This is a genomic window from Kribbella ginsengisoli (genome assembly GCF_039537185.1).
Classification (GTDB): Bacteria; Actinomycetota; Actinomycetes; order Propionibacteriales; family Kribbellaceae; genus Kribbella; species Kribbella koreensis.
Window position 1 is genome coordinate 30337 of sequence record NZ_BAABAA010000006.1, and the last position, 25437, is coordinate 55773.

Genomic DNA, 25437 nt, shown 5'->3' on the forward strand with positions numbered 1-25437 from the left:
GGTAAGCTCCGGAGCATGAGAAAGACCGAGGCGAGGGATGAGCTGCTGCGGCTCATCCAGCTCCGCAACCCCGGTGAGCCGCTGCCGTCCGAGCGGAGTCTGAGCGAGTCGCTCGGCGTCTCCCGCCCGACGCTCCGGGCGGCACTCGACGATCTGGCCCGCGACGGGCTGGTCGTCCGCGAGCACGGGCGCGGCACGTTCATCAGCTCGCGCAAGATCCACCAGGCGCTCGAGCCGACCGCCGAGGGCGACTTCCAGGTGCCGCCGGCCGAGGGGACGCCGTGGCAGAGCAAGCTGATCAGCTTCGACCTCGAACCGGCCGGCGCCCGGATCGGTCAGCGGATGGAGATCTCACCGGGTGACCAGCTCGTCTCGGTGGTCCGGCTGCGGATCGTCGACGAGGCGCCGATGTGCATCGAGCGGATCCGGATCCCGGTCGCCTTCGTCCCCGGTATCACCGGCCGCGACTTCGAGATCGGGTCGCTGTACGGGCTGCTGCGGACGCGGTACCAGGTCGCCGCGAGGAGCGCCGTCCAGACGGCGGAGCCGACCGTCACGGATGCGCAGGAGGCCGCGCTGCTCGGAGTACCGCTGCACGCGCCGGCACTGCTCTTCGAGCGCGTCACCCGGAACGCGGACCGCGCCGTGATCGAGTACACCCGCTCCATCTATCGAGGAGACCGGTACCGGATCACGACGCGGCTGTCGTTCCCTGAAGTGGATTAGCCCTTCACGGCGCCCGCGGCCACGCCGGTGGTGACGCGGCCCTGCAGGACCAGGAAGATCAGCAGCACGGGCAGCATGAACAGGGTCGCGGCGGCCATCGTCGCGCCCCAGTCGGTACCGAACGTGTTGCTGAACGACGAGAGCCAGACCGGCAGCGTGCGCTGGTCCTGGTTCTTGATGATCAGCAGGTTGGCGAAGGCGAACTCGTTCCACGCCGTGATGAAGCCGAACAACGACGTCGACAGCAGACCCGGCGCGAGCAACGGGAAGACGACCCGCCGGAACGCCTCGAACTGGTTGCAGCCGTCCACCCGGGCGGCCTCCTCCAGCTCGACCGGGATGCCCTTCAGGAATCCGCGCAACGTCACGATCGTGAACGGCAGCGTCATCATGAAGTAGATCAGCGTCAGGATCGGCAGCTTGTCCAGCATGTCCGTGTCGCGGGCGATCACGTACATCGGGATCAGCAGTGCCTCCCAGGGGGTCATCTGGGCGATGAACACCATCAGGATGAACCCCTGCCGCCCCTTCCACTTCATCCGGCCGACGGCGTACGCCGCGCCGCAGGCGACCACCAGCGACAGCAGGACGGCGCTGATCGCGACCAACCCGCTGTTGCGCCAGAAGGTCCAGAAGCCGTCCGCGTGCACGGCCGTGCTGAAGTGCGCGAAGGTGACGTGGGTCGGGAAGAACGACGGCGTCTCGGCCTGGATCTCCTTGGTCGGCTTGAAGGCGGTCAGCACCATCCAGTAGACCGGGAAGATCGAGAACAGCAGGACGCCGAGAGCGATCACGTTCAGGGTGAGCTTGCGGCTGAGGCTGGTTCTCACAGTTCGCCCTCCTCCTTGAACATCTGCCGGAAGTAGGCCAGCAGCACGACGGCCAGGATCAGCACCGTGACCATCGAGATCGCCGCGCCCAGGTCGTACCGGTTCAGCACGGTGGCGATCTGGTACGCGTAGACGGGCAGCGTCAGCAGCGCGTCGCCCGGACCGCCCTGGCTGATCGCCCAGATCTGGACGAAGCACTTGAACACCCAGATCACCTCCAGGCACAGGATCAGCCCGAACATCGGCCGCAGGATCGGGAAGGTGATCAGCCAGAAGGTCTTGACCGCGCCGGCCCCGTCGATCTGGGCCGCCTCGTGCAGTTCCTTCGGTACCGACGTCATCGCGGCGTACAGGGTCAGCGCCGCGAACGGCACCGACTGCCAGACGATCAGCAGCACCACGATCGCGAACGTCGAGTTGCCGTCCGCGAACCAGGCCTTGCCGTCGAACTGCTCGAACCCGAGCGCGACCAGCACCCAGTTCACGACGCCGAGCTGGGACTGGAACAGCCACTGGAACACGGTCGTCGCCGCGATCACCGGGATCGCCCAGGCGACTACGAGGCCGCCCATCACGGCGAACCGCATCCACTTGCCCAGGGCACCGATCAGCAGCGCCACCAAGGTGGCCAGCACCATGATCAGGCCGACGTTGACCGCGGTGAACACGAAGGTCCGGCCGACGACGCCCCAGAACTTGTCGTCGTTCAGGATCTTCGAGTAGTTGTCGAACCCGACGAACTCGGCGCCGCCACGGATCAGCTGCGCGATGCCGAACTTCTGGAACGAGATCAGCAGGTTGCGGACCAGCGGGTAGACCAGCAGGTACGCCGTACCGACGACCGTCGGCGCGACCAGCAGGTACGGGAGGAGGCGTTCCCACAGGGGTCGCCCCCGCCGGACCGAGACCGGCGTACCGGGCTCGGGGGCGGGGGCTGCTGTGGTGGTCTTCTCAGCCACAGCCATAGTTCTACTTGGCGTTCAGGGCCTGGGTGATGATCTCGTCGGCGGCCTTGGCCGCGGCGGCCGGGTCACCGCCGGTCAGCACCTTGGTCTGGTACTCCTTGATCGGGTTCTTCGCCTCGACCGCGGCCCAGTTCGGGGAGTTCGGGGTGGCCTTGCCGTTGGCCGCGCCGGCCGCCATCGCCGCCACGCCCTCGTCCGAGCCGACCGCCGACGCGAGGCTGGTCCGGTTCGGCACGTACTTCATCGTCTTGGCCAGGTCGGTCTGCCACTTCTCGCCGGCCAGTTCCTTGATGAAGGTGTAGGCGGCATCCTGCTCGGCCGCGGCCTCCGGGATGATCAGGTCGGAGCCACCGGTGAAGACGGCGCCCGGCTTGTCGGCGGTCTTGCCCGGGATCGGGAAGAAGCCGATCTTGTCCTTCAGCGCCGGGTTCGCCTGGGCGATCAGCTCGGCGGCACCCGGAACGGCGATCATCTGCGCGACCTTGCCCTGCGCGAACACGTCGGTCTGGGTCGGCTTGGCCTCGTCAGAGTCCTTCGGGCCCTTGCCGAGCGCCTGGATCTGCTTGTAGAAGTCCATCCCCTTGAGTGCCTCGGGGGTCTCCAGCGCGCCCTTCCACTGGTCGCCTTCCTTGACCGCGAGGTCGCCGCCCTCGTCCCAGATGAAGCCGGACAGGACGTAGAAGTTCTGGCCGGGCAGGTAGATGCCCTGGTTGCCGCCGGTGTTGACCTTCGCGGTGTCGGCCAGCCACTCCTCGCGGGTCTTCGGCGGGGTGGTGATACCGGCCGCCTGGAAGAGGTCCTTGCGGTAGAGGACCACGCGGTTGGCGGCGTAGTACGGAATGCCGAACTGCTTGCCCTCGTACAGGCCCGGTCCGGCCAGGCCCTCGATCCAGTCGTCGCCCTTGAGGTCGGCCTTCTTGTCGGTCAGGTCCTTGACGCCACCGCTGGCCGAGTACTGCGCGACCTGGGTGTTGCCGACCTCGATCACGTCCGGCGCGTCCTTGCTGGCCAGCGCGCCGATGATCTTCGGGCCGATGCCGTTCCATTCCTGGATCTGGACGTTGGCCTTGATGTCCGGGTGGTCGGCGGCGAAGCCGGCCTCGAACCGCTTCAGGAAGTCGTCGGAGACGCTGCCCTTCATCAGCCAGACGTCGATGGTCTTCGGGCCGGAGTCGGCGGCGGTGTCTTGCTTGTCGTCCGAGCTTCCACACGCGGCGAGCGCGGTCAGGGATAGAGCCGCGACTGCGGCGACGGCAAGGGAACGGAACTTCATCGGATCACCTCTGGCGAAGTAGCCGGATCGGCCTCCGGCTGACTGGTATGAACCTGTCGTTCAGTGGCGTAGAGAATTGCCTAGTGGCTGCTGACCAGTCAATAGTTCAGTAGTATCCGTTACTAAGTCGTGAGAGCGCACTCTCGCGGCAACCTTGCCGAAACCCGCCGTTTCCGAGCGCTTACCGCATTACACGTTGCAAAATACGCAACAGACCAATTTCGCGGGTGGTAAAGCGTTTACCGGACCAGTTTAGTTGGAGCTAACTGCTGTCAGAGGCTTCCGGCGTACTGGCTGACGTGGTAGGCGGTGCTGTGTCCGGCCGGATCGCGGGTCCATTTCGAGACCATCAGGTGCAGGCCGTTGGCCGCCTTGGTCGACCACGGATGGATGAATCCGCCGTACAGGGCCGGCTCCTGGGCGAAGGTGACCTGGACCTTCTCGCCGGTCCAGACCTGGTCCGGGCCCGCCGCGGTCCGGGTGACGATGTTGCCGGTGGCACAGTTGAGGTAGGCCATCGCCCAGGTGCCGTCCTCGAGCCGGCGGACCGACGGTTCGCCGAAGCGGCCGTTGAGGATCGGCGAGCACGGCCGGCCCCAGCCCCAGTTGCTGCCGTTCCAGCCCCAGCCTTCGTAGGCCTCGGGGGAGAACATCCGCTCCCAGGGGACGCGGCGCAGCATCATCGGGCCGTCCTGGCGACCGGAGCGGACCGAGAACACGTAGACCCAGTCGCCGTCGCGCTGCATGGTCCACATCTGGAACGGGTCGAGGTTGTCGCCGCTGTTGAACCACTTCAGGTTGGTACGGACGAAGTCGTTGCCGTTGTCGGTGTAGGCGAGTCCGGCGTACCGGGACTTCCACTGCGGGCCGTTCGGGCCGGCCGAGTTCCAGTTCTCGATGCTCATGTACGAGACGAGCTGGCGGCCGGTCTCGGGGAAGCTGATGCCGTCGTTCGGGATCACCGTGACCTCCCAGAGGCCGTCGATGCCGATCCCGTTGTGACCGTTGTGCATGATCTCGGGCGCGCGGCCGTTGCCGGCCACCTTGGCGGCGCTGTCGAAGACGATGCCGCCGGCCGCGCCTGGGTGGATGGCTGAACGCAGCATGACCGGGGAGCGCCAGTCGTTGTTGGGCTGCTCAGGCCAGGGGGTGTTGAAGGTGTCGCCGAAGAGGTAGCCGATCGAGCCGTTCTCAAGCACGTACGGGATGCCGAGGTCGGTGCCGGCCACCTGCCAGCGGCTGTTGGTGTCGAGGTCGGCACCGGTCACGCGCTTCTTCCAGGTGGCGGCTTGTGCGGTGGCGGGTGCGATCAGCCCTGGGGCGATGGCGGCGCCGACTCCGGTCGCGGCGATGCTGCCGAGAAATGTCCGTCGTTTCATGGTCTGGCCTTCCAGTGGTCATGAGGGGCGGTGACGACGTGTCACTGGTCGCCTACGAACCTCGCAGACCTTCGGCCTCCCGGCCAGACCTATTCGACTACGGTCGAAATCGATTTCCCAGCCCGCTCGAAACCACCGCGGAAGCCACCGCCGCGTCGGTCGCGCCGACGCCGGTGAGGTCGGCAATCGAGCGGGGGTGGGGGTTGGGCGTGTCGCCTCTGAAGCCGGGGCGGGGGCCGACGCTCTGGCCGGGGCGGGGGCCGTCGCTCTGGCCGGGGCGCGGGCCGTCGCTCTGGCCGGGGCGCGGGCCGTCGCTCTGGACCGGGCCGGGGAGCACGCCGGCGGCGGTGTCGAGGAACGCGCCCACCGGGAGGTCCGCGTCGGAGGCGATCACGCCGGCTCGGACGGCGTTGCCGAAGTCGCCGTGGTGGAGGCATTGGGCGTGGTCGTCGGTGGCTATCAGGGCGTCTGCGAAGAGCTCGGTGGGGAGTTCGTGTTTGCCGGGCATGTCGGTGCCCATACCGGTGACGTGGACGGCGTTGCGGAAGGCCTCTAGAGGTAGCGGGGATCTGGCGGCTGTGGTGGTGATGACGCAGGCGGCGCCGGCTTCCAGCGCGTCGGGGTGGGCGGTGAGGCCTTCGTCTTCGAAGGCTTGGCAGAGGCGGTCGGCCGCCTCGGGGCGGCGGCCCCAGACGTGAACGCGGTTGATCGGGCGGAGTTTGCGGAGCCAGGTGACCTGGAGGAAGGCCTGTTCGCCGGTGCCCAGGACGGCGACCTCGTCGATGTGGGGTGGAGTGAGGGCATGGGTGATCAGGGCGCCGGCGGCGGCTGTGCGCCAGGCGGTGAGCTTGCCTTCGTCGGCGAGCACCGCGGCTGGTGCGCCGGTGGTCGCGTCGATGGCGAGGATCAGACCGTTGTTGACCGAGGCGAAGGTGTTGGCGATCTTCACCGCGAAGTGCGGTGATCCGGCGACGTGACCTGCCTTCACGTGGCAGTCGCCGGCGTGGTCCGGGAACTCCAGCACCATCGGTGGAGGCACTTGCGTCCGACCTTCGGCATGGGCGATCAATGCTTCCTTGACAGCACCGAAGATCACCTCGGGTGTCGCGATCGCACTGATCTCAGCCAGTCCGAGAACGGGCAGAGCGTTCATCGGCGTTTGTCCAGCCAGGTTGACCATTCGGCGAGGGCTTCCTCGGGGGCGAGTCGGCCGACGCCGATCCGGAAGCGGTCGGTCGGCGTCTCGGTCAGCTCTGAGCGGTAGATGCTCGACGGCAGGAGCAGGACGCCGGCTTGCTCGACCAGGTCGGTGCACATCGCCTCGACGCCGTCCGCCCCGAGGTAGCGCGGATAGCAGACGCAACCACCTTGCGGCCGGGCGAACTCGAAGAGGTCGGGGTAGTTGCTGAAGAACTCCTCGAACAAAGGAAGGTTGGCCGCGACGATGCCGCGGTTGCGTTCGAGCAATCGATCGCGGGCGCGGAGCCCGATCAGCGCGAGGATCTCACTCGGCGCGGAGTTGCAGATCGAGGTGTAGTGCTTGGCCCGCTCGAGCTTGTCCAGCAGAGCGCGATCCCGGCAGGCGATCCAGCCGATCCGCAGGCCGGGCAGGCCGTACGCCTTCGACATCACGTTCAACGACAGCGCGGTCTCCGACAGGTCCGCAGCCTGCGGCAACGACGGCCGGTCGAGCTCGAGACCGCGATACACCTCGTCGCTGAACAGCGTGATCCCGCGCTCGTCACACAACCGCACCAACCGCAGCCAGGCATCGAGCTCCGGCACCGCGCCGGTCGGGTTGTTCGGGAAGTTCACCGACACCAGCTTGGTGTTCGGCCGGAGCGCAGCCTCGATCGCGTCGACATCGAGCGACCAGTTGCTCTCAGCAACTAATGCGACTCCGGTGACCTCACCCAAGGACAGCGGGATCGTCTCGGCAGCTTGGTAGTTCGGCGTCAGCACCACCGCGTGGTCACCGGGCTCCAGCAACGCATGCATCGCCAGATAGATGGCTTCCTCAGCCCCGGCGAAACACAGCACATCCTCCGGTACGACGACGTCGTACGTCCCCGCGATCTCCTCCCGCAAGGCCGGCAACCCACGCGTCTCGGTATACCCCAGCGCCAACGTCTCCCACCGCCGCCGGCCGTCCTCGTCAGCAAGCTCGAGCAACGAAGACACCGCCATCGTCTGCGCGTCCGACGCAGTCAGGTGATAGCGAGCGCTGAACTCCCACCGCGAGAAGTACGTCTCCAGCTTGAAGTCAGGAAGGGTCGGCATCGATCGGCTCCTTACGCACTTGACCGAGCAGCTGATAGAGGGCGGACCGCGAGATCCGCAACGCACGGGCAACGGCGGGTACGCCGCGGCGCTGGCTGAGCACGCCCGTCTTGTCGAGCTTCGCGAGCAACTCCAGCCGGTCGTCCCGGGTCAGCCGGTCGACGGTGGTGCCGCGACGCCGGAGGTGGTCGGCGATGATCTCGTTCAGCGCCTCGGACCAGTCGTGCTCGAACAGCGCCCGCGGCTGCCCGACGACCGGCGACGCGAAGGCGGCCAGCATCCGGCTCGCCTCCTCGAAGGCGGTCCGGTCGACGTTGATGCACAGCACGGCCTCGGGGTCGCCTGCGGCGTCCCGTAGTACGGCGCTGACGCTGGACAGCCGCCGCCCATCGGCCAGCGACTTCGGATACGGCCCGTAGACGTCCGGGCCGGTGGTGGTCTGCTCGTCCAGCTCACCGAGCAGCGACGGATCCCCGACCGAGCGCTCGGAGAACGAGTTCCAGATCCCGATCACCTCGTCCGTCACCGGGTCATGCAGCACGACCTCGGCATGCGGCGACAGCAGACGCGTGATCGCGTCGCAGATCGGGGCGAGGTGATGAGCCATGCCTGGACAGTACGTCCAGCATGGACAAACTGTCCAATCAGGTCAGCGCGGGAACGCGGGAGTCGTCGCGCTGGGCCCGGCGGAGGCCGACGAGCAGGAGGCCGATGCTGATCACGCCGACGATCGCGTAGGTGACCCGGCCGCCGATGCCGTCCCAGGTGGTGTGCAGCGCGACGGCCACGGCGTACATGCCGAGGAAGCCGAGGAATCGCTTGCCGCTCGGCGCGACGGCGAAGCGCCACAGACCCCAGCAGGTGATCCCGGTCCAGGAGGCGTGACCGGCGGGCGACAGCAGACCGCGGATGAAGAGGGACTGCTCGGCAGCACCCACATTGCCGCCCGACTGGAGCAGCGCGACGAAGGCGTAGCCCATCGTCTCCAGCACGGCGAACCCGGTACCGACCGCGACCCCGATCACGATGCCTCCACCGATCGAGTGGCGATACCGATGCCCGAAGAACAGCACCAGGATGGCCGGCACGACCAGCTTGGCCGCCTCCTCGATCAGGCCGACGCCCAGCATCGGGAGCGCGCCGAGCTTGCGCATCGCGTCGTACTCGAGCAGACCCGCGACCACCACGCCGACGACACCACCGAAGAGCAGCGAGCCGCCCAGGGTCGGCCCGTCGATCAGCCAGCGACCGGAGCGGCCGGCCGCGAACATGACGAACGTGAGCGGTACGACGAGCGCCCCGAGCAGGATCATCGTGGGAAAGAGGTTCGGGTTGCCGGTGTCCGTCAGCACCGCGAGGACGAGCAGGTAGAGCCCGCTGCCGATCACGAACGTGCCAACCCAGGCCCACCTGCGCACCAGCTGCTGTGCCGTCATAGCCAGATCCTGCACCCGTCGGGCGACGGCTGCACCTTGTCGCGACGCGTGTCCCGTTAACTGTCCGTTGCGGGCAGTAACCTCGAACTGAGAGGGGACGCCGATGAGATTCGCCTGGTGCGCACCGCTGCTGTTGCTGACCGCGGCCTGTGGTGTCTCTCAAGAGCCTCGCCCGGCGGCGACCGTCACGGTCACCGCCAGTCAACCAGCGCAGCCGACGGCATCCCGGACGCCCACGCGGCCGCCGACTCCGCCGCAGACGGCGCGCGCTGCGGTGGTACCGGCTGTGGTCGGGCTCAACCATCAGCTGGCCCAGGACACGATGCAGGCGGCTGGCTTCTACTACCTGACCGAAGAGGACGCCAGCGGCAAGGGACGGCTGCTGATCAACGACCGCAACTGGGTCGTCGTCAGCCAGTCGCCGGAGGGCGGCACGACCGCCTCGGTCGACAGCAAGATCGTGCTCCGGTCGAAGAAGATCGGCGAGTAGCCCGCCGTTCGCCTGGAATTCGCCGAGGTGGCGCGGTTGCGCCATGTCGCAGCTACGGCAGCCATGGACAGGGCGCAGGCCCGGGTTCCCGTTGCAGACTCGCTCGAAAGAGGTGCCCTGCCCCCTACGCCTCTCGAAGAGGAGATCTGCCCATGTCCTCCCCACGCAAGCCCGCCGTCACCCTGGCGGCAGTCCTGGCGCTCAGCGTCGCCGCGGTCATCCCCGCCGGTGCCGCGCCGCCTCCAACTACTCCGAGTACGCCGCGCGCCACCGGCGTACCGGGTGCGAAGGTCATCACCCTGATCACCGGTGATGTCGTCGAGCTCACCGACGCAGGCGGCGGCAAGAAGGCCGCCACCGTTCGCCCCGCACCGGGACGCGAGCGAATCGCCTTCCACACCATCGAGGTCGACGGCGGCCTGCGAGTACTACCGAGCGACGCCGTCCCCTACATCTCGACCGGCGTGCTCGACGCCAACCTGTTCGACGTCGACGAGCTGGTCACCGACGGCTTCGGCGACTCCGCAGCGACCACACTGCCGCTGATCGTCCGGTACGCCGACCCGTCCGCCGCCCGTGCCCAGTCGCTCACCGGTACGACGACCACCCGCACCCTCGACTCGATCGGCGCCGCAGCCGTCCGCGCCGACAAGGACGAGCTGCCCGCGCTCTGGAAGTCGCTCGACCCGACCGGGAACGCCCGCGCGCTCAGCCGCGGCATCTCGAAGATCTGGCTCGACGGCAGGGTCCGCGCGAGCCTCGACAAGAGCGTGCCGCAGATCGGCGCACCCGCCGCGTGGCAAGCCGGCTTCGAGGGCAGCGGCGTCAAGGTCGCCGTACTGGACACCGGTATCGACGCGAACCACCCCGACCTGCAGGGCAAGGTCAAGGAGGCCGAGGACTTCTCCGGCAGCCCCACCGGCCCGGCGGACCACTTCGGCCACGGCACCCACGTCGCCGCGACGATCGCCGGTACCGGCATGGGCGCAGGCGGCACTCGCAAGGGCGTAGCGCCGAAGGCCGACCTGCTGATCGGCAAGGTGCTCGGCGACGACGGCTACGGCTACGACTCGTCGATCATCGCCGGCATGGAGTGGGCCGCGGCGTCCGGCGCCAAGGTCGTCAACATGAGCCTCGGTGGCGGCCCCACCGACGGCTCCGACCCGCTCAGCCAGGCAGTCGACCGGATCACCGCCTCGAGCGGGACCCTGTTCGTGGTGGCCGCCGGCAACGACGGCGCCGACCAGTCCATCGGCACCCCCGGTACTGCGCAGTCCGCGCTCACCGTCGGCGCCGTCGACCGCAACGACCAGCTGGCCGACTTCTCCAGCCGCGGACCGCGACTCGGCGACAACGGCCTGAAGCCCGAGATCACCGCCCCCGGCGTCGACATCGTCGCCGCCCGCGCGGCCGGAACGATCATGGGCCAGCCGATCGACGACCTCTACACAGCAGCCTCCGGTACGTCGATGGCGACCCCGCACGTCGCCGGCTCGGCCGCGCTGCTCGCCCAGGCGCACCCGGACTGGAAGGCGGACCAGCTCAAGAACGCGCTGGTCAGCACGGCCAAGACGAACCAGGACCTGAGCGTCTACGCCCAGGGCTCCGGCCGGGTGGACGTGGCCCGCGCCGTCGCGCAGAAGGTCTACGCGACCGCGACGGCCGACTTCGGGCTGGTCAGCGCGGGGTCGAGCAAGACGATCACCTACCGCAACGACACGGCCGCTCCGGTGACCTTGTCGCTGGCGGTGGATGTGGACAACCTCGACTCGAAGACGCCTGAGACCCAGGCGTTCTCGGTGCCGAGCACCGTCACCGTGCCGGCCGGCGGCAGCGTCGACGTACCGCTGGCTCTCGATTCGGCGAAGCTCGGTCGCGGCCTCTACAGCGGCTGGGTCGTTGCCACCGGCCCGAACGGCGTCGTCACCCACACGGCGGTCGGCACGCTCAAGGCCGGGCCGCAGCACAAGGTGAAGCTGCGCGCCGTTGGACTCGACGGCAAGCCCACCGGCGTACCGGTGATCAGCCTGTTCGGGGACAACTCGCGGTCCGACGTGCTCGCGTGGATCGGCGACGGCGAGGAGTACACGGCCGAGGTCGAGGAGGGCACCTACCTGCTGCACTCGCTGGTCGAGGACTACAGCGTGCAGGACGAGAAGGTCAGCCTCTTCACCGACCCGAACATCTCGATCACCAAGGACACCGAGATCGTCATCGACGCCCGCAAGGCAGTGCCGATCACGATCTCGACGCCCAAGCCGTCCGAGCAGCAGGCGATCCTCAGCTACTACGTGCACCGCGTCTACCCGAACGGCCGCAGCATCAGCCACGGCGTAATGCACTTCAGCACGGTCAAGCAGGTGCTGGTGACGCCGACCAAGCCGGTCGCCGGTGGCAGCTTCGAGTTCTCGTCGCGCTGGCAGCTGGTCGCGCCGCTGGTGCAGACGTCGATCCCGGGCATCAGCGGACCGCTCGACATCAACCTGTTGCACCAGTCGCCGTCGTTCGAGGGCAAGAAGAAGTTCGCGCTGGTCGCGCCGGGCGCTGATCTGCGCGGCGTCAAGGGCGCGATCGCCGTGATCAAGACGGCCGAAGACGGTGACGAAAAGGCCCAGATCGAGGCGGCCGCCAAGGCCGGTGCCGCGGGCATCATCCTGGTCCGGCCTGCGGATTGGTCGGCGTGGACGGTCTGGAAGCCGACCGGCGACCGGGAGCCGATCGTGGCGCTCGTGACCGGTAGCAACGACGGCCAGAAGCTGTTCGACCGGATCCGCAAGGGCCACGCGACGGTCGACCTGACGCTGACCACCTCGAGCCCTTACCTGTACGACGTGCAGCAGGTGTCGAACGGCTCGATCCCCGCCAAGATCGACTACAAGGTGACCGCGGCCAACAGCGCCCGGGTGACCACCTCGTACGCCGACAACGGTGGCTTCAACTGGGCCAAGGAGCAGCGGTTCGGCTGGCGCCCGTGGCAGGAGTACTCCTGGAACGACTCCCAGCGCTTCGTCGAGACGCCGAAGGTCCGGGAGGAGTGGGTGACCACCGGTGACTCGCTCTGGCAGCACCGGGTGCACCACCTCTTCACCTGGGACGACATGAACCCGCTGCAGGGCGGGATGGCGTCGCTGCCGCGTAGCTACAAGCCGGGTACGTCCAGCGAGACCTGGTTCGGCCCGGTGGTACGGCCGGCTGCTGCTCCTGGCGTCGTCTCCACCCGGACGGGTGACCGGTTGTCGCTGCGGGTGCCGTCCTTCGTGGACGCCGACGGGCACTACACCGTCGGGGAGACCACCTCTGCTTCGGCGGTACTGACCCGTGACGGTGCTGTGGTGGCTGAGCTGCCGGATGCGTGGGAGGACGTGATCACGAGCGGCGGCGACGCGGCGTACAAGCTGGAGCTGTCGACCGAGCGGAAGGACACGGAGGGGGAGTGGAACTGGGGAACCAGCACCAACACCGTCTGGGACTTCCGGTCCAAGCAGGCTCCTGCGGACAAGGCTGTGCCGCTGTCGTTGCTGCAGGTCGGATACGACGTACCGGTCGATCTGACTGGACGGGTGGCCGGTCGGCCGCACGTGATCGGGTTCAGCGTCAAGCAGCAGGCGGGTGCGGCTGCGGCGCGGTCGACATCGCTGCAGGCGTCGGTGTCCTTCGATGAGGGCAAGACGTGGCGACGGGTCGTCACAGTCGGAGCACTGGGTCGCTACGTGGCCGTAGTACCGGCAGGCAAGGGGACTGTGTCGCTGAAGGTCGTTGCTGGTGACAGCGCCGGCAACAAGGTGACCCAGACCGTCATCAGGGCCTACGGGCTCAAGTAGATCGCTGTAGCCGGGGTCTCAGGGCGGGGCCCCGGCTACAGTCCTAAAGCCAGTTGCGGCGGGCTGCCTGGAAGGCAAGGCCAGTGCGGGTATCTACGCCGGCCAGAGACATCAGACGGTCGAGGCGGCGCTGCACTGTCCGGCGGCTGATGCCGAGCTGGGACGCGATGGACTTGTCCGGTACTCCCGCAACGAGCAGCGACAGCAGGAACCGCTCGTTGTCGTCCAGGCCCTCCGGATCCTGCGCCTCGCCGGACTGCAGCCGCACCGGAGTCGCCGCCTCCCAGTGGCTCTCGAACAGAGCGAGCAGAGCATCCAGTAGCTGACCCCTGCCGATCACTGCGGCCGTGGGCTCGCCAATGCCCGCCTCCTCGTCCCGCACCAGCGGGCAGACCGCAGTAGCTCGGTCCACGATCGCCAGCCGTACGGGGAGTGTCGGCAGCGCCCGGGCCTCCTCACCCCAGCTCACGCCCTCGGCGATGCTGTCCAGCTCTCCCGGCGTCTCCAGCAGCGCTCGCTCGTAGATCGCCCGGTAGCGGACGCCCCGGCTGAGCGCGCCGTACTCTTCCGTGTTCTCCGCGCCCTGCATCGCCAGTGGGTTGGCACGGCAGAACCAGAGGATCTCCGTGCGGGCAGACTGCTGCAGATCGCGGAGGCGGTCCCGTAGTACGTTCGCGCCGACGATCACCTCGACCAGGTGGTGCGCGTCCCGGCGGCTGGCGCTGGCGCGGAACTCCTCGCTCAGCGACGCCACCGTCTTCCGGGCCGACTCCAGCGACTCCTGCCGCCGTAACAACGTTGTACCGAGCGCCACGTCGGGAGCTAGCGGCCGGAAGACGGGATCCTCACCCGGCTGGGCCGCGACCAGACCCTTCGCCTGCAGTCGCTGCAGCACCTCGGCCGCCTCGTGCTGCGGCAGCTTGGCCACCTCGGCGAGCTCCGCCGACCGCGCCACGGACAGGCCGACCAGCAGCCGGTACGCCTGCTCCTCCTCGGCGTCCAGCAACGATCCGTCGTGCATCGTGCCCACCTCCTCGAAACTCCACCTAATCGTGGCACCGAACTGCCGTCACGAAATCCAGGTCATGGCGTCACTACCGGTGAAAGACGCAATCGCGGACCTCCCGCCCGAGCCGCCATCGAGAGAGATCACCATGAACTGGACGGACTACGCCGGCCTCGCCGGCCTGGTTGCTGCCGCGGTACTCGCCGGCTGGACCCTGCTCGGCACATTCCTGGGCACCAACACCACCACGCCTCACCGCGGCGCGCCACGACATTCCGGAAACCCGGCCCCCGCCCGGCCGCTCGCAGGCCGCCACCGGGCCCCGGCACACCGTCTACTCGCCCGCCTGAAGCTCCGCTGACGGCCGCCCTCTAGGCCCCCAGGCCCCGGTCGACTACCGTGTGGGAGCGCTCTCAAGTGCGCTCTCAAGCCTGTTGGAGGGGTCCATGCCTGAGATCCGGCCGTACCGCCCGAGCGATCGGGACGCCGTCGCCGACATCTGCGTCCGCACCGCCGACAACGGCGGCGACTCCCGATCCCTCTACCCGGACCTCGACCTGATGCCGACCCTCTTCGCCTTCCCGTACGCCGACCTGGAACCGGACTACGCCTTCGTCCTCACCGACGCCGACCACCCCGTCGGCTACGTCCTGGCCGCCCCCGACACCCCCACCTTCGCCAGCCGCCTCCGCACCGAATGGCTCCCTCGAGTAGCCGACCGCTACCCACCCCTCACCGAGCCGCCCACCACCCCCACCGAGCAAATGATCAGCCTCCTCCACAACCCCGAACGCCTGGTCATCCCCGAGGTAGCCGCCTACCCCGCCCATCTCCACATAGACCTACTTCCCGCCTACCAAGGCGCCGGCCACGGCCGAGCTCTGATGGCCACCCTCCTCAAAGCCCTGGCCGCCGCAAACATCCCAGCCGTCCACTTGACGATGCTCACCACCAACACCCCAGCGCGAGCCTTCTACGACCGCCTCGACTTCCACCACATCCCCGTCCCCGACGTCGACGCGGTCACGTACCTGGGCCGTAGTACGAGCTAGCTGATGGTGTGGTTGGTGGAGCGGGGGTCTCCGACTACCCGGCGGGCTGAGTAGATGTCGCCCTTGCGGGCCAGGGCTCGCCAGGGGCGGAGTTTGGTCAAGGGGATCTCGTAGGTGGGGTCGTCGCGGTCGATGGTGGCGATGGTGAGTTCGGCGGGTGGGGTGACGGTGGCTACGTAGGTGCCGTCGGGGGCAATCAGGCCCGACGGCATCAGGTCGGCGGTCTGGGCGGGGAGGGACATCGCGATCCAGTAGTTGTTGATCGCGGCGTGGGCGCGGGCCTTGACCTCGAAGATCGCGTCGGCTGGGTACGCCGAGAGGAGCAGGCACTCCACGCCGAGGCGTTCGTAGTGGCTGAAGAGGGCGGGGAAGTTGACCTCGACGCAGAGCGCGCAGCCGAACCGGTAGCCGTCGACGTCGAAGACGATCGGCTCGAAGCCGGGGCTGAAGTAGCGGGTCAGTTCGGTGTTCGAGCAGTAGCGCTTGTCGTAGCGGTCCACGATCCGGCCCTGGTCGGAAATCACGTACAGGCTGTTGTGCGGCCGGTTCGGCGGGGTCAGCGGATGGGCGGAACCGAGCACGACCCAGAGCTTCAGCCGGGCGGCGAGCTTCTGGATCTTGTCCAGCTCGTCGCGGACCAGCGGCCAGTCGACCTCGGACCAGTCCTGGAACTGCTCGTTCGGAAACCCCGACAACTGACCTTCCGGAAACTGGATCAGCCGCGCCTTGTGCCCGGCGGCGACCTTCATGAGCTCCCGGACCTTGGCGCCGTTCTCCGCTGGATCCTTGGTGATCATCGGCTCGGCAACAGCAATACGAATCCCCGTCATCGCCCCACGGTCCCATCCCGGACCGACAATCCCGCCCGGACGCGGCGACCGTCACGAAGCTGTCCGGAATGTCGGCGGCGGCAGGCATGCTCGGGCCATGAGCTGGTCCGACGTCCACGACCACGTACTGAGAGACCGGTACGCCGAAGTCCGCGACCTGGCCGAATGGTCCGACTGGATGCCCTTCGAGCAGGCGATCCCCTCCGCACCCCGCGAGCCCGGCGTCTACCTCCTCCGCGAACCACTGACCGCGATCATCCGGTACGTCGGAATGGCCGGCGAAAGAGCAGCGAGTGGCCGCCCCCAAGGCCTCTACGGCCGCCTCACCGTCTATCGCAACGGCCGTGGAGCGATCAGCGGCTTCGGCGAGGAAGCCCTCGACCGCGCCCTGGCCGACCCCGCCTGGCTGGAGCAGCAACTCGACGACCTCCGCCGGCACGGCCCGAAGACCGCCCAGGACTGGGCCCGCGAAGCCGTCCTCCGCCTCGACCTCGAGGTCGCCTGGTCAGTCACCCCGGACGCCCCCGACGCCCGCTACCTCGAAACCCAGGTCCTCACCGTGCTGAGAACGTACGGCCTGTGGAACCGCTGACCGAACGCCGAGTGTGATGCATGCCGCAGGAAAGCAACGGCCGGAACGTCCTGGGGAAACAAAAACTCCCGATCAGTGATCTGACCGGGAGTTGCTGTGCGCGAGGGGGGAGTTGAACCCCCACACCCTTTCGGGCACACGGACCTGAACCGTGCGCGTCTGCCTATTCCGCCACTCGCGCGCTGGTCACTTCGGGCTGATAAAACTGCCATCTGCGACCGAGAGAAAACACTAGCACGGCCTCAGGCAGACTCTGACATTGCGGGTTCGGTCGAACCTGCCGATACGATCGATCGTCGTACCAGTGTGTCCACCCACGCACCGGTGGGCACGGGGTACGGCGAGCCTCTTGAAGGTGCCGTACGGCAAGCACGATCGTTGGGTCCACCCGACGACCGACCGTGGAGGAGGACGCGTGCGACCGCTGCAGCGCTTCGAGCGACGCCTCGAGGGCATCGTGAGTGGTGTCTTCGCGCGCGCGTTCAAGGGAGACGTGGAGCCGATCGAGCTGGCCGCGGCCCTCAAGCGTGAGATCGACAACACCGCGCGGATCCTGTCCAGGGACCGCCGGCTGGTGCCGAACCACTTCACCATCGAGCTCGGACCGGGCGACTTCGAGCGGCTGAACGCCTACGGCCGCACGCTCAACCACGAGCTCGCCAACGAACTCCGCGACCACGCGGACATCCAGCGCTACACCTTCTCCGGACCGATCGAGATCGAGTTGACCCAGGAAGACGACCTGCCGACCGGGAAGTTCCGCGTCGTCAGCGCCACCCACGGCAACCAGCAACGGTCGCCGCAGCCCCCGCCGCAGCCGTCGTACCAGCCGGCCCCGGATCCGAACGCGACCGTGCTGCAGAGCGCGCCCGTGCAGCCGCCGCCCGGCCCGCCGCCGGTGCGCCGCGGCCACCCGCAGGTGATGCTCGAGGTGAACGGCCGTCGCCGGCCGATCAACCCGCCGGGCGTCGTGCTCGGCCGGGGGACCGACGCGGACATCCAGATCAACGATCCGGGCGTCTCCCGGCGGCATGCGGAGATCCGGCTTATGCCGGAAGGCCCCGGAGGTGTCAGGGTGGTCCTGGTCGACCTCGGGTCGACCAACGGCACCCTGGTCAACGGACGCCGGGCCGCCGAGGCCGAACTGACCGACGGATCGACCGTGAGGATCGGGAACACCACCATGACGCTGCGCCTAGCGGACGAGCCGATCGCCCAGCCGCCTAGCAGCGGGTGGTGACGGAACTTCCATGTCGGAACTGACGCTGACCCTGATCAAACTGGGGTTCCTGGCCCTGTTGTGGATGTTCGTCCTCGCGGTGCTGTCCGTGATCCGCTCCGACCTGTTCGGCGCCAAGGTCGACGCCCGGGCGATCGCGCCCGCGTCGTCGCCGCAGCCGAACGGCCGGACCCCGAAGCCGGCCAAGCCGGTGAAGAAGCGCAAGGGCCTGCCCGGTTCGGTCACCATCGCCGACGGCCCGCAGGCCGGGGTCGGCGCGACCCTGGTCGAGGACCCGGTCGTGATCGGCCGCGGCTCGGACTGCCAGATCCGGCTCGACGACGACTACTCGTCCACCCGGCACTCCCGGTTGTTCCTGTCCGAGGGCGAATGGTGGGTGGAGGATCTCGGCTCCACCAACGGCACGTACCTGGACGGCCAGCGGGTGACCCGTCCGGTTCCGGCTGAGATCGGCGGTTCCATCCGGATCGGTCGCACGACGCTGAACATCGCGAAGTAGGTCGCCGGTCATGACGCTATCGCTCGACTACGCCGCACTGTCCGATGTCGGCCGGGTCCGCCGCAACAACGAGGACTCGGCGTACGCCGGTCCGCACCTGCTGCTGCTCGCCGACGGGATGGGCGGCGCCGCGGCCGGCGAGGTCGCGAGCTCGGCCGCCGTCCAGGTGATCCGCCGGCTGGACAAGCCCGGGATCACCGGCCCCGACATGATGGAGGCGCTCGCGGGCGCCGTCCACCGGGCCAACGAGCGGCTGTCCGAGCTGGTCGAGGAGGACCCCGAGCGCGAGGGCATGGGCTCGACCGTCACCGCACTGCTCTTCGACGGCCAGCAGCTCGGGCTCGCCCATCTCGGCGACTCGCGCGCCTACCGGATGCGCGACGGGCTGCTCTACCAGCTCAGCCACGACCACACGTTCGTCCAGTCGCTGGTGGACGAGGGCCGGATCTCCAAGGAAGAGGCCTTCACCCACCCGCACCGCAACCTGATCCTCCGTGTGCTCGACGGCCGCCCCGACTCGGATCCGGACCTGGAGATCCTCGACGTCCAGGCCGGCGACCGGCTGATGCTGTGCAGCGACGGCCTGCCCGACTATGTGAGCGAGCAGGTCATCGCCACGTCGATGGCCGAAGGTACGCCGGACTCCGTGGTGGTCGAGCTGATCACCCACGCGCTCGAGGCGGGATCCAACGACAACATCACCTGTGTCGTAGCCGATGTGGTCGAGACGGAGCCCGCGAGCGGCACCCAGCCCCAGCTGGTCGGTGCCGCGGCCGAGCTCGCCCAGGGCGGGACCGGTCCGGCCACCGCGACCATGCGCGCCCAGGGCGACGGTGACGGCGGAGCAGGCGGCGGCGGTCGTGGCCTCGACCCGGAGGAGCTCCGGTACGCACCGCAGGCGCCCAAGCGCTTCCTCTGGCTGCGGCGGCTCGCAGTGGTGGTCGTCATCCTCGGGTTGATCGGTGGTGGCGGATGGTTCGCCTACAACTGGACCCAGAAGCAGTACTACGTCGGTACCGACGGCGACTACGTGGCGATCTTCAAGGGCGTCGACGAGGTCGTCCCCGGACTCGACCTGTCGTCCGTCTTCGAGAAGCAGACGCTGCTGGTCGACAAGCTCCCGACGTACAGCCGGGAGCAGGTCGAGGGCACGATCCAGGCCGACAACCTGGCCGCGGCCCGCCAGATCGTCACCGAGCTGCAGCATGCGGCCGACGAGTGCGCGGCCAAGCCCAAGCCGACCACCACCCCGAAGCCCACCGTGAAGCCCACTACGAAGCCCAGTACGCCGGTCTCTACGCCGCCCAAGCCGCCGGCGACCACGCCTGTCTCGACTCCGGCCTCCACGCCGGTCTCCACCCCGAGCAACGGCACGGTCAACCCCGACGACTGTGACGGCGTCAGATGAGTATCGCTTCGACTTCCGTCATCCAGATCATTCCGCGTACCCGGCGCGGGGTGGAGCTGATGCTGCTCATCCTGGCGGTCGGCGTCTCGGTGGCCGCCTACGTCAACATCGGCCTCACCGTGCAGGACGCAGTCCCGGCCAGCACCGGGTACTACGCGGCCGGCATCGGCCTGCTCGCCCTGATCGCCCACTTGGCCCTGCGCTACCGCGCTCCGTACGCCGACCCGGTGCTCCTGCCCTGCGCAGTGCTGCTGAACGGGCTCGGCGTCGCCATGATCCACCGCATCGACCTCGGTATCGCCGCGGACCGGCTGGCCCGGGGCCTGGACCCCAAGGCGGCCGCGGCCCCGCAGCAGATCACCTGGACGGCTGTCGGGGTAGTCCTCTTCCTCGTCGTCGTCCTGGTGATCCGCGACCACCGGCGGCTGCAGGCCCTCACCTACACGGCCGGCCTGGCCGGTCTGGTGCTGCTGGTCCTGCCGCTGATCCCCGGTCTCGGCGTCAACCTGAACGGCGCCCGGATCTGGATCCACCTGGCCGGGATGTCCTTCCAGCCCGGTGAGTTCGCCAAGCTGTGCCTGGTCGTCTTCTTCGCCGGCTACCTGGTGGTGAAGCGCGACGTCCTGACGCTGGCCGGGCACAGGTTCCTGGGCCTCGACCTGCCGCGCGCCCGTGACCTCGGGCCGATCGGCATCGCCTGGGTGGTCAGCCTGGGCGTTCTGGTCTTCGAGAACGACCTCGGCTCGTCGCTGCTGTTCTTCGGCCTGTTCCTGTTCCTGCTGTACGTCGCCACCGAGCGGGCCGGCTGGCTGATCATCGGCGGCCTGCTGTTCGCCGGCGGCGCCTTCTTCGCGTACACGGCCTTCGGGCACGTGCACGAACGGATCACCGACTGGCTGGACCCGTTCTCGATCGACGGCGGGCAGATCGCCGGCGGCCTGCTCGGCCAGGCCTGGGGCGGCATCCTCGGCCGCGGGCTCGGCCAGGGCCATCCGGAGTGGACCCTCTACGGCAACAGCGACATGATCATCTCCTCGTTCGCCGAGGAGCTGGGCCTGACCGGCCTGATCGCGATCCTGCTGATCTACACCCTCATCATCGAGCGCGGCCTGCGCACCGCGCTCGGCTGCCGGGACATCTTCGGCAAGCTGATCGCGACCGGTCTGGCGATGTCGTTCGCGCTGCAGGTGTTCGTGATCGTCGGCGGTGTCACCGGGCTGATCCCGCTGACCGGTCTGGCCACGCCGTTCATGGCCCTGGGTGGTACGTCGCTGGTCGCCAACTGGGCGATCGTGGCGCTGCTGCTGCGGATCAGTGACCAGGCCCGGCGGCCGCAGACCCCTGCGGCGCCGGTCTCCGACGAAACGATCGCCATGGCGGTGCAGAAGCAGTGAACTCAGCGATCCGACGACTGGCCGTTGCGGCGATCATCCTGATGCTCGCCCTGATCGCCAACTCGACCTATCTGCAGGCCTTCCGCGCAGGCGAGCTGAACGGCCGCAACGACAACCGCCGGGTCCGCAACGAGCAGTTCTCGGTCAACCGCGGCCCGATCCTGATCGGCAACACGCTGATCGCGCGCAGCGTGGAGAGCAACGACCAGTACAAGTACCAGCGCACCTACTCCAACGGCCCGCTCTACGCGCCGGTCACCGGGTACTACTCCTTCCAGTTCGGCCGGGGCGGGATCGAGCTCAACCAGAACAGCGAGCTGAACGGGTCCGACCCGTCGCTGGCCTTCCGCCGGTTCGTCGACGTGCTGACCGACAAGGGACAGCAGGGCGCGAGCGTCAGCCTGACCCTGAACGCGGCCGCCCAGCAGGCGGCGTACACGGCACTCGGCAACAACAAGGGCGCGGCGGTCGCGATCGAGCCGAAGACCGGCAAGATCCTCGCCCTGGTCAGCAAGCCGTCGTACGACCCGAACCTGCTCGCCTCGCACGATCTGAACAAGGCCAGCGACGCCTGGAAGGCGCTGAACGCGAGCGCCAACAAGCCGATGTCGAACCGGGCGATCAAGGAGGTCTACCCGCCGGGGTCGACCTTCAAGCTGGTCACCCTGGCGGCCGCGCTGTCGACTGGCCGGTACAAGGCGGACACCAAGGTGAACTCGCCGGCCAGCCTGCCGCTGCCGCAGACCACGACCCCGCTGCCGAACGAGAACGGCCGCAACTGCGGCGGCAGCGACAACGCCACCCTGACGGTCGCGCTGGCGCTGTCCTGCAACACCGCCTTCGCCTCGGTCGGTCTCGACCTCGGCGCGGACGCGCTGCGCGAGCAGGCCGAGAAGTTCGGCTTCGGCGAGCGGCAGCTGCCCGAGCTGGGCGCGGCCGCCAGCCAGTTCCCCGGCGACCCGAACGCGCCGCAGGTCGCGCAGTCCGCGATCGGCCAGTTCGACGTCCGAGCCACCCCGCTGCAGATGGCGATGGTGGCGGCCGGGATCGCCAACAAGGGCACCGTGATGAAGCCGTACCTGGTCCAGAACGTCCGGACCCCGGACCTGAAGACGGTCGAGGAGACCAAGCCCGAGGAGCTGCACCAGGCGGTCACCCCGGAGGTCGCCGGCGAGCTGACCGCGATGATGGTGAACGTCGTCAAGAACGGCACCGGCAAGCCCGGCCAGATCAGCGGCATCGACGTGGCCGGCAAGACCGGTACGGCGCAGAGCGCGAAGGACCGGCCGCCGTACGCCTGGTTCACCGCCTTCGCGCCGGCCAACGACCCGCAGATCGCGGTCGCGGTGATCATCGAGGACGCGGTCGGCGTCGGCCGCGACGACATCGCCGGCGGCAAGCTGGCCGCGCCGGTCGCCAAGAAGATGATGGAAGCGGTGCTCGGCCGGTGACGACGATGCGATATAACCCGGTGACAGAGCGTCCGGCCGACGACAGCCGGTGGATGGTCCGGGCTACCGTGGGCACTTTGAAGATTTGGCCGAGTTCGATCCGCGCAGGTTGGAAGGCAGAGTAATGACATCGCAGGCACGTCTCGTCGGCGGGCGCTACGAAGAAGGCGAACCGCTCGGTCGAGGGGGGATGGCAGACGTCCGAAGGGGCATCGACAACCGTCTGGGCCGCGCCGTCGCGATCAAGCGGCTGCGGGTCGACCTGGCCAGCGACGCCACCTTCCAGGCGCGGTTCCGGCGGGAGGCCCAGTCGGCCGCCTCGCTGAACCACCCCACCATCGTGTCGGTCTACGACACCGGCGAGGAGCCGGACCCGAACGGCTCCGGCATCACCATTCCGTACATCGTGATGGAGCTGGTGACCGGGAAGACGCTGCGCGACCTGATCCGCGAGGGCCGCAAGATCATGCCCGAGCGCGCTCTGGAGATCACCTCCGGTGTACTCGAGGCGCTCGACTACAGCCACCGGGCCGGCATCGTGCACCGCGACATCAAGCCCGGCAACGTGATGCTGACCCCGCAGGGCCAGGTCAAGGTGATGGACTTCGGCATCGCCCGGGCCGTCGCGGACACCTCGTCCACGATGACCCAGACGGCGGCCGTGATCGGCACCGCGCAGTACCTGTCGCCCGAGCAGGCCCGCGGCGAGACCGTGGACGCCCGCTCCGACCTGTACTCGACCGGCTGCCTGTTGTACGAACTGCTCGTCGGCCGGCCGCCCTTCGTCGGTGAGTCGCCGGTGTCGGTGGCCTACCAGCACGTCCGGGAAGAGCCGCTGCCACCGTCGTCCTTCGACCCGGACATCCCGCCGGAGGTCGACGCCGTCGTCCTGAAGGCGCTGACGAAGAACCGCGAGCACCGGTACCAGAGCGCCAACGAGATGCGCCAGGACATCCACCGGGTACTAGCCGGCCAGCAGGTGACCGCGCCGATGGCGGCCGTCGCCGAGACGCGTGCGATGGCGCCGACCCAGGTCGCGCCGGCTGCCGCCACCCAGGCCTACCAGCCGCAGACGCACGACCTGCTCCCGCCCGACAACGGCGACGACGAGGCGGAGACCGCGCGAGCCCGTCGCAACCGGGGGCTCGCGTACTTCCTGCTGGGCCTGGCGATCGTGGCGATCGCCGTCGGCGCCTACGCGATCATCACCAACATGGGCGACAAGAACAACACCGGTGGCGCCGGCCCGACCACCAACTCCAGTCAGCCCGTGGAGCAGGTCGAGGTACCGAAGGTCGAGGGTCTCTCGGTGACCGAGGCCATCCAGACGCTGACCGACCAGGGACTGAAGTACACCCAGACCTCTCAGGCCAGCAACACGGTCGGCAAGAGCACGGTCATCAGCCAGGACCCGCCGGCGGGCACCAAGCTGGACAAGGGCGCGTCGGTGGCGCTGGTGGTGTCGGCCGGACGCGACACCTTCGCCGTACCGGACGTGGTCGGCAAGTTGGAGGACGACGCGCGCAAGGCGCTGGAGAACGCGGCCGGCCAGTTCAAGGTCGCGTCGAAGTCCAAAGAGGTCGACAACGAGGCCCCCAAGGGCACCGTGCTCTCGATCGACCCGGGCCAGGACGGCCAGTACGCCAAGGGCACCAAGTTCACCCTGACCATCTCGTCCGGCCAGGTCGAGGTCACCGTGCCCGACGTCACCACGCTGAGCAAGGACGACGCCACCGCGCAGCTCAAGGCGCTGGGTCTGACCGTCGGGTACGTCAACGACGACACCAACCCGACCGCGCCCGAGGGCACGGTCACCAAGCAGAGCGTGGCCGCGAACTCGAAGGTCAAGGAGGGCACCAAGGTGACCCTGTCGATCGCCGTGAAGGCCCCGCCGACCCCGCCGAGCACCGATCCGACCGACCCGGGCAACACCGAAACGCCGATCATCCCCGGCGGTGGCGGTGGCGGCGGCCAGGGCAACGGCTGACCCGTAACAGCAGAACAAAGGAGAAGGGAGCCGGAGCATCGGGTCCGGGGGGGGCGGCTGGCGCAGCCCGGGCCGGGGGCCGCAGCCCTGGCCGGGTGGCGCAGCGCGGGCCGGGCGTGCGACCGCGTGCGGGCGGGGCTAGCTGACGACGGGGGCCATGCCGGCTGAGCGCGCGACTGCGTTGGGGTCGCCGCAGATCTGGAGCCAGTTGGCGAGCATTCGGTGGCCGCCCTCGGTCAGCACCGACTCGGGGTGGAACTGGACGCCCTCGACGGGCAGGTCGCGGTGCCGCGCGGCCATGATCACGCCGGCCTCGGTCCGGGCGGTCACCTGCAGCACGTCCGGCACGCTGTCCTGGGCGATCGCGAGCGAGTGGTACCGGGTCGCGGTGAACGGCGACGGGAGTCCGGCGAGCACGCCGGCGCCCTCGTGGAAGACCTGACTGGTCTTGCCGTGCAGCAGCTCGTCGGCGCGGCCGACCACTCCGCCGTACGCGACCCCGATCGCCTGTAGCCCGAGGCAGACGCCGAAGATCGGCACCTCGCCGCCCTTCTCCTTGACGATGTCGACGCAGGCGCCGGCCTCTTCCGGCGTACCGGGGCCGGGGGAGAGCAGGACGCCGTCGTACTCCGAGACCTGGTCAGGGGTGACCTCGTCGTTGCGCAGCACGGTCGTGTCGGCCTGCAACTGCTGCAGGTACTGGACGAGGTTGTAGACGAAGGAGTCGTAGTTGTCGACGACGAGGATCCGCGGCATGCGGACCATTGTCACAGACCGC

23 protein-coding genes and 1 tRNA gene are annotated in these 25437 nt (G+C 68.6%); 12 read left to right on the forward strand and 12 right to left on the reverse strand.

All coding sequences use genetic code 11. The features are described from left to right. The first annotated feature begins 15 nt into the window (after nucleotides 1–15). The gene (locus ABD768_RS21075) at nucleotides 16–726 is read left to right on the forward strand and encodes a GntR family transcriptional regulator (protein ID WP_343967757.1); all 711 of its coding nucleotides are present in this window, start codon (nucleotides 16–18) and stop codon (nucleotides 724–726) included. On the opposite strand, the gene ABD768_RS21080 is transcribed toward ABD768_RS21075, so the two are convergent. From ABD768_RS21080 to ABD768_RS21115, 8 genes are all read right to left on the reverse strand, one after another. Further along, a complete protein-coding gene (locus ABD768_RS21080) occupies nucleotides 723–1556 on the reverse strand; it encodes a carbohydrate ABC transporter permease (RefSeq protein ID WP_344843105.1) in 834 nt (277 codons plus the stop codon). The genes ABD768_RS21075 and ABD768_RS21080 overlap by 4 nt on opposite strands. Continuing rightward, complete coding sequence (locus ABD768_RS21085) at nucleotides 1553–2515, reverse strand: carbohydrate ABC transporter permease (RefSeq protein ID WP_425552079.1); 963 nt, start codon at nucleotides 2513–2515, stop codon at nucleotides 1553–1555. Before ABD768_RS21085 ends, ABD768_RS21080 begins: the two co-directional genes overlap by 4 nt. Before the next feature lie 10 nt (nucleotides 2516–2525). Then, a complete protein-coding gene (locus tag ABD768_RS21090) occupies nucleotides 2526–3794 on the reverse strand; it encodes an extracellular solute-binding protein (RefSeq protein WP_343967763.1) in 1269 nt (422 codons plus the stop codon). A gap of 272 nt (nucleotides 3795–4066) precedes the next feature. After that, on the reverse strand, nucleotides 4067–5173 hold the full coding sequence (locus ABD768_RS21095) for a glycoside hydrolase family 183 protein (RefSeq protein WP_344843108.1): 1107 nt from the start codon (nucleotides 5171–5173) through the stop codon (nucleotides 4067–4069). Between the two features lie 97 nt (nucleotides 5174–5270). Then, nucleotides 5271–6326: an ornithine cyclodeaminase family protein gene (locus ABD768_RS21100; RefSeq protein ID WP_344843111.1), complete on the reverse strand. Its 1056-nt coding sequence runs from the start codon at nucleotides 6324–6326 to the stop codon at nucleotides 5271–5273. Further along, entirely contained in the window at nucleotides 6323–7453 is a 1131-nt protein-coding gene (locus ABD768_RS21105) for an aminotransferase class I/II-fold pyridoxal phosphate-dependent enzyme (RefSeq protein WP_344843114.1), read from the reverse strand. The genes ABD768_RS21100 and ABD768_RS21105 overlap by 4 nt, the downstream gene beginning before the upstream one ends. After that, entirely contained in the window at nucleotides 7437–8060 is a 624-nt protein-coding gene (locus ABD768_RS21110) for a helix-turn-helix transcriptional regulator (RefSeq protein ID WP_344843116.1), read from the reverse strand. Before ABD768_RS21110 ends, ABD768_RS21105 begins: the two co-directional genes overlap by 17 nt. Before the next feature lie 37 nt (nucleotides 8061–8097). Then, nucleotides 8098–8889 (reverse strand): PrsW family intramembrane metalloprotease, encoded by a 792-nt coding sequence (locus ABD768_RS21115; RefSeq protein ID WP_344843118.1) that lies wholly within the window; start codon nucleotides 8887–8889, stop codon nucleotides 8098–8100. 103 nt (nucleotides 8890–8992) lie between these two features. On the opposite strand from ABD768_RS21115, the gene ABD768_RS21120 reads away from it, so the two are divergent. Together ABD768_RS21120 and ABD768_RS21125 are read left to right on the forward strand one after the other, a co-directional pair. Then, on the forward strand, nucleotides 8993–9379 hold the full coding sequence (locus tag ABD768_RS21120; RefSeq protein ID WP_343967775.1) for a PASTA domain-containing protein: 387 nt from the start codon (nucleotides 8993–8995) through the stop codon (nucleotides 9377–9379). A 152-nt stretch (nucleotides 9380–9531) separates the two neighbouring features. Then, nucleotides 9532–13200, forward strand: a complete 3669-nt coding sequence (locus tag ABD768_RS21125; RefSeq protein WP_344843122.1) for a S8 family peptidase — start codon at nucleotides 9532–9534, stop codon at nucleotides 13198–13200. Nucleotides 13201–13243: 43 nt separating this feature from the next. Here ABD768_RS21125 and ABD768_RS21130 read toward each other — a convergent pair whose 3' ends face one another. Beyond that, on the reverse strand, nucleotides 13244–14221 hold the full coding sequence (locus ABD768_RS21130) for a helix-turn-helix domain-containing protein (RefSeq protein WP_343967779.1): 978 nt from the start codon (nucleotides 14219–14221) through the stop codon (nucleotides 13244–13246). Between the two features lie 133 nt (nucleotides 14222–14354). Here ABD768_RS21130 and ABD768_RS21135 point away from each other — a divergent pair, with 133 nt between their 5' ends. Both ABD768_RS21135 and ABD768_RS21140 read left to right on the forward strand, forming a co-directional pair. Continuing rightward, nucleotides 14355–14567, forward strand: coding sequence for a hypothetical protein (locus ABD768_RS21135; protein ID WP_343967781.1), 213 nt, complete (start codon nucleotides 14355–14357; stop codon nucleotides 14565–14567). 85 nt (nucleotides 14568–14652) lie between these two features. Further along, nucleotides 14653–15258 carry a GNAT family N-acetyltransferase gene (locus ABD768_RS21140; protein ID WP_344843125.1) on the forward strand — a complete coding sequence of 202 codons (606 nt, stop codon included), beginning with the start codon at nucleotides 14653–14655 and terminating at the stop codon, nucleotides 15256–15258. Here ABD768_RS21140 and ABD768_RS21145 read toward each other — a convergent pair. Next, complete coding sequence (locus ABD768_RS21145; protein ID WP_343967784.1) at nucleotides 15255–16088, reverse strand: carbon-nitrogen hydrolase family protein; 834 nt, start codon at nucleotides 16086–16088, stop codon at nucleotides 15255–15257. The genes ABD768_RS21140 and ABD768_RS21145 overlap by 4 nt on opposite strands. A 97-nt stretch (nucleotides 16089–16185) precedes the next feature. Between ABD768_RS21145 and ABD768_RS21150 the strand changes: the two genes are divergently transcribed. After that, complete coding sequence (locus ABD768_RS21150; protein WP_344843128.1) at nucleotides 16186–16680, forward strand: hypothetical protein; 495 nt, start codon at nucleotides 16186–16188, stop codon at nucleotides 16678–16680. A 97-nt stretch (nucleotides 16681–16777) separates the two neighbouring features. Here the strand turns inward: ABD768_RS21150 and ABD768_RS21155 are convergent. Continuing rightward, nucleotides 16778–16861, reverse strand: a tRNA-Leu gene (locus tag ABD768_RS21155). Between the two features lie 234 nt (nucleotides 16862–17095). Between ABD768_RS21155 and ABD768_RS21160 the strand changes: the two genes are divergently transcribed. The 6 genes from ABD768_RS21160 (at nucleotide 17096) to pknB (ending at nucleotide 24659) form a co-directional block, all read left to right on the forward strand. Next, complete coding sequence (locus ABD768_RS21160; RefSeq protein WP_343967790.1) at nucleotides 17096–17920, forward strand: FHA domain-containing protein; 825 nt, start codon at nucleotides 17096–17098, stop codon at nucleotides 17918–17920. Between the two features lie 10 nt (nucleotides 17921–17930). Beyond that, nucleotides 17931–18419 carry an FHA domain-containing protein FhaB/FipA gene (locus ABD768_RS21165; protein ID WP_343967792.1) on the forward strand — a complete coding sequence of 163 codons (489 nt, stop codon included), beginning with the start codon at nucleotides 17931–17933 and terminating at the stop codon, nucleotides 18417–18419. A 10-nt stretch (nucleotides 18420–18429) separates the two neighbouring features. After that, the gene (locus ABD768_RS21170) at nucleotides 18430–19827 is read left to right on the forward strand and encodes a PP2C family protein-serine/threonine phosphatase (protein ID WP_344843131.1); all 1398 of its coding nucleotides are present in this window, start codon (nucleotides 18430–18432) and stop codon (nucleotides 19825–19827) included. Continuing rightward, a complete protein-coding gene (locus ABD768_RS21175) occupies nucleotides 19824–21221 on the forward strand; it encodes an FtsW/RodA/SpoVE family cell cycle protein (RefSeq protein WP_343967796.1) in 1398 nt (465 codons plus the stop codon). Before ABD768_RS21170 ends, ABD768_RS21175 begins: the two co-directional genes overlap by 4 nt. Continuing rightward, the gene (locus ABD768_RS21180) at nucleotides 21218–22672 is read left to right on the forward strand and encodes a peptidoglycan D,D-transpeptidase FtsI family protein (RefSeq protein ID WP_343967798.1); all 1455 of its coding nucleotides are present in this window, start codon (nucleotides 21218–21220) and stop codon (nucleotides 22670–22672) included. The genes ABD768_RS21175 and ABD768_RS21180 overlap by 4 nt, the downstream gene beginning before the upstream one ends. 124 nt (nucleotides 22673–22796) lie before the next feature. Beyond that, complete coding sequence (gene pknB / locus ABD768_RS21185; protein WP_344843134.1) at nucleotides 22797–24659, forward strand: Stk1 family PASTA domain-containing Ser/Thr kinase; 1863 nt, start codon at nucleotides 22797–22799, stop codon at nucleotides 24657–24659. A gap of 138 nt (nucleotides 24660–24797) precedes the next feature. Here pknB and ABD768_RS21190 read toward each other — a convergent pair whose 3' ends face one another. Next, a complete protein-coding gene (locus ABD768_RS21190) occupies nucleotides 24798–25415 on the reverse strand; it encodes an aminodeoxychorismate/anthranilate synthase component II (protein WP_343967802.1) in 618 nt (205 codons plus the stop codon). Nucleotides 25416–25437: the final 22 nt, after the last annotated feature.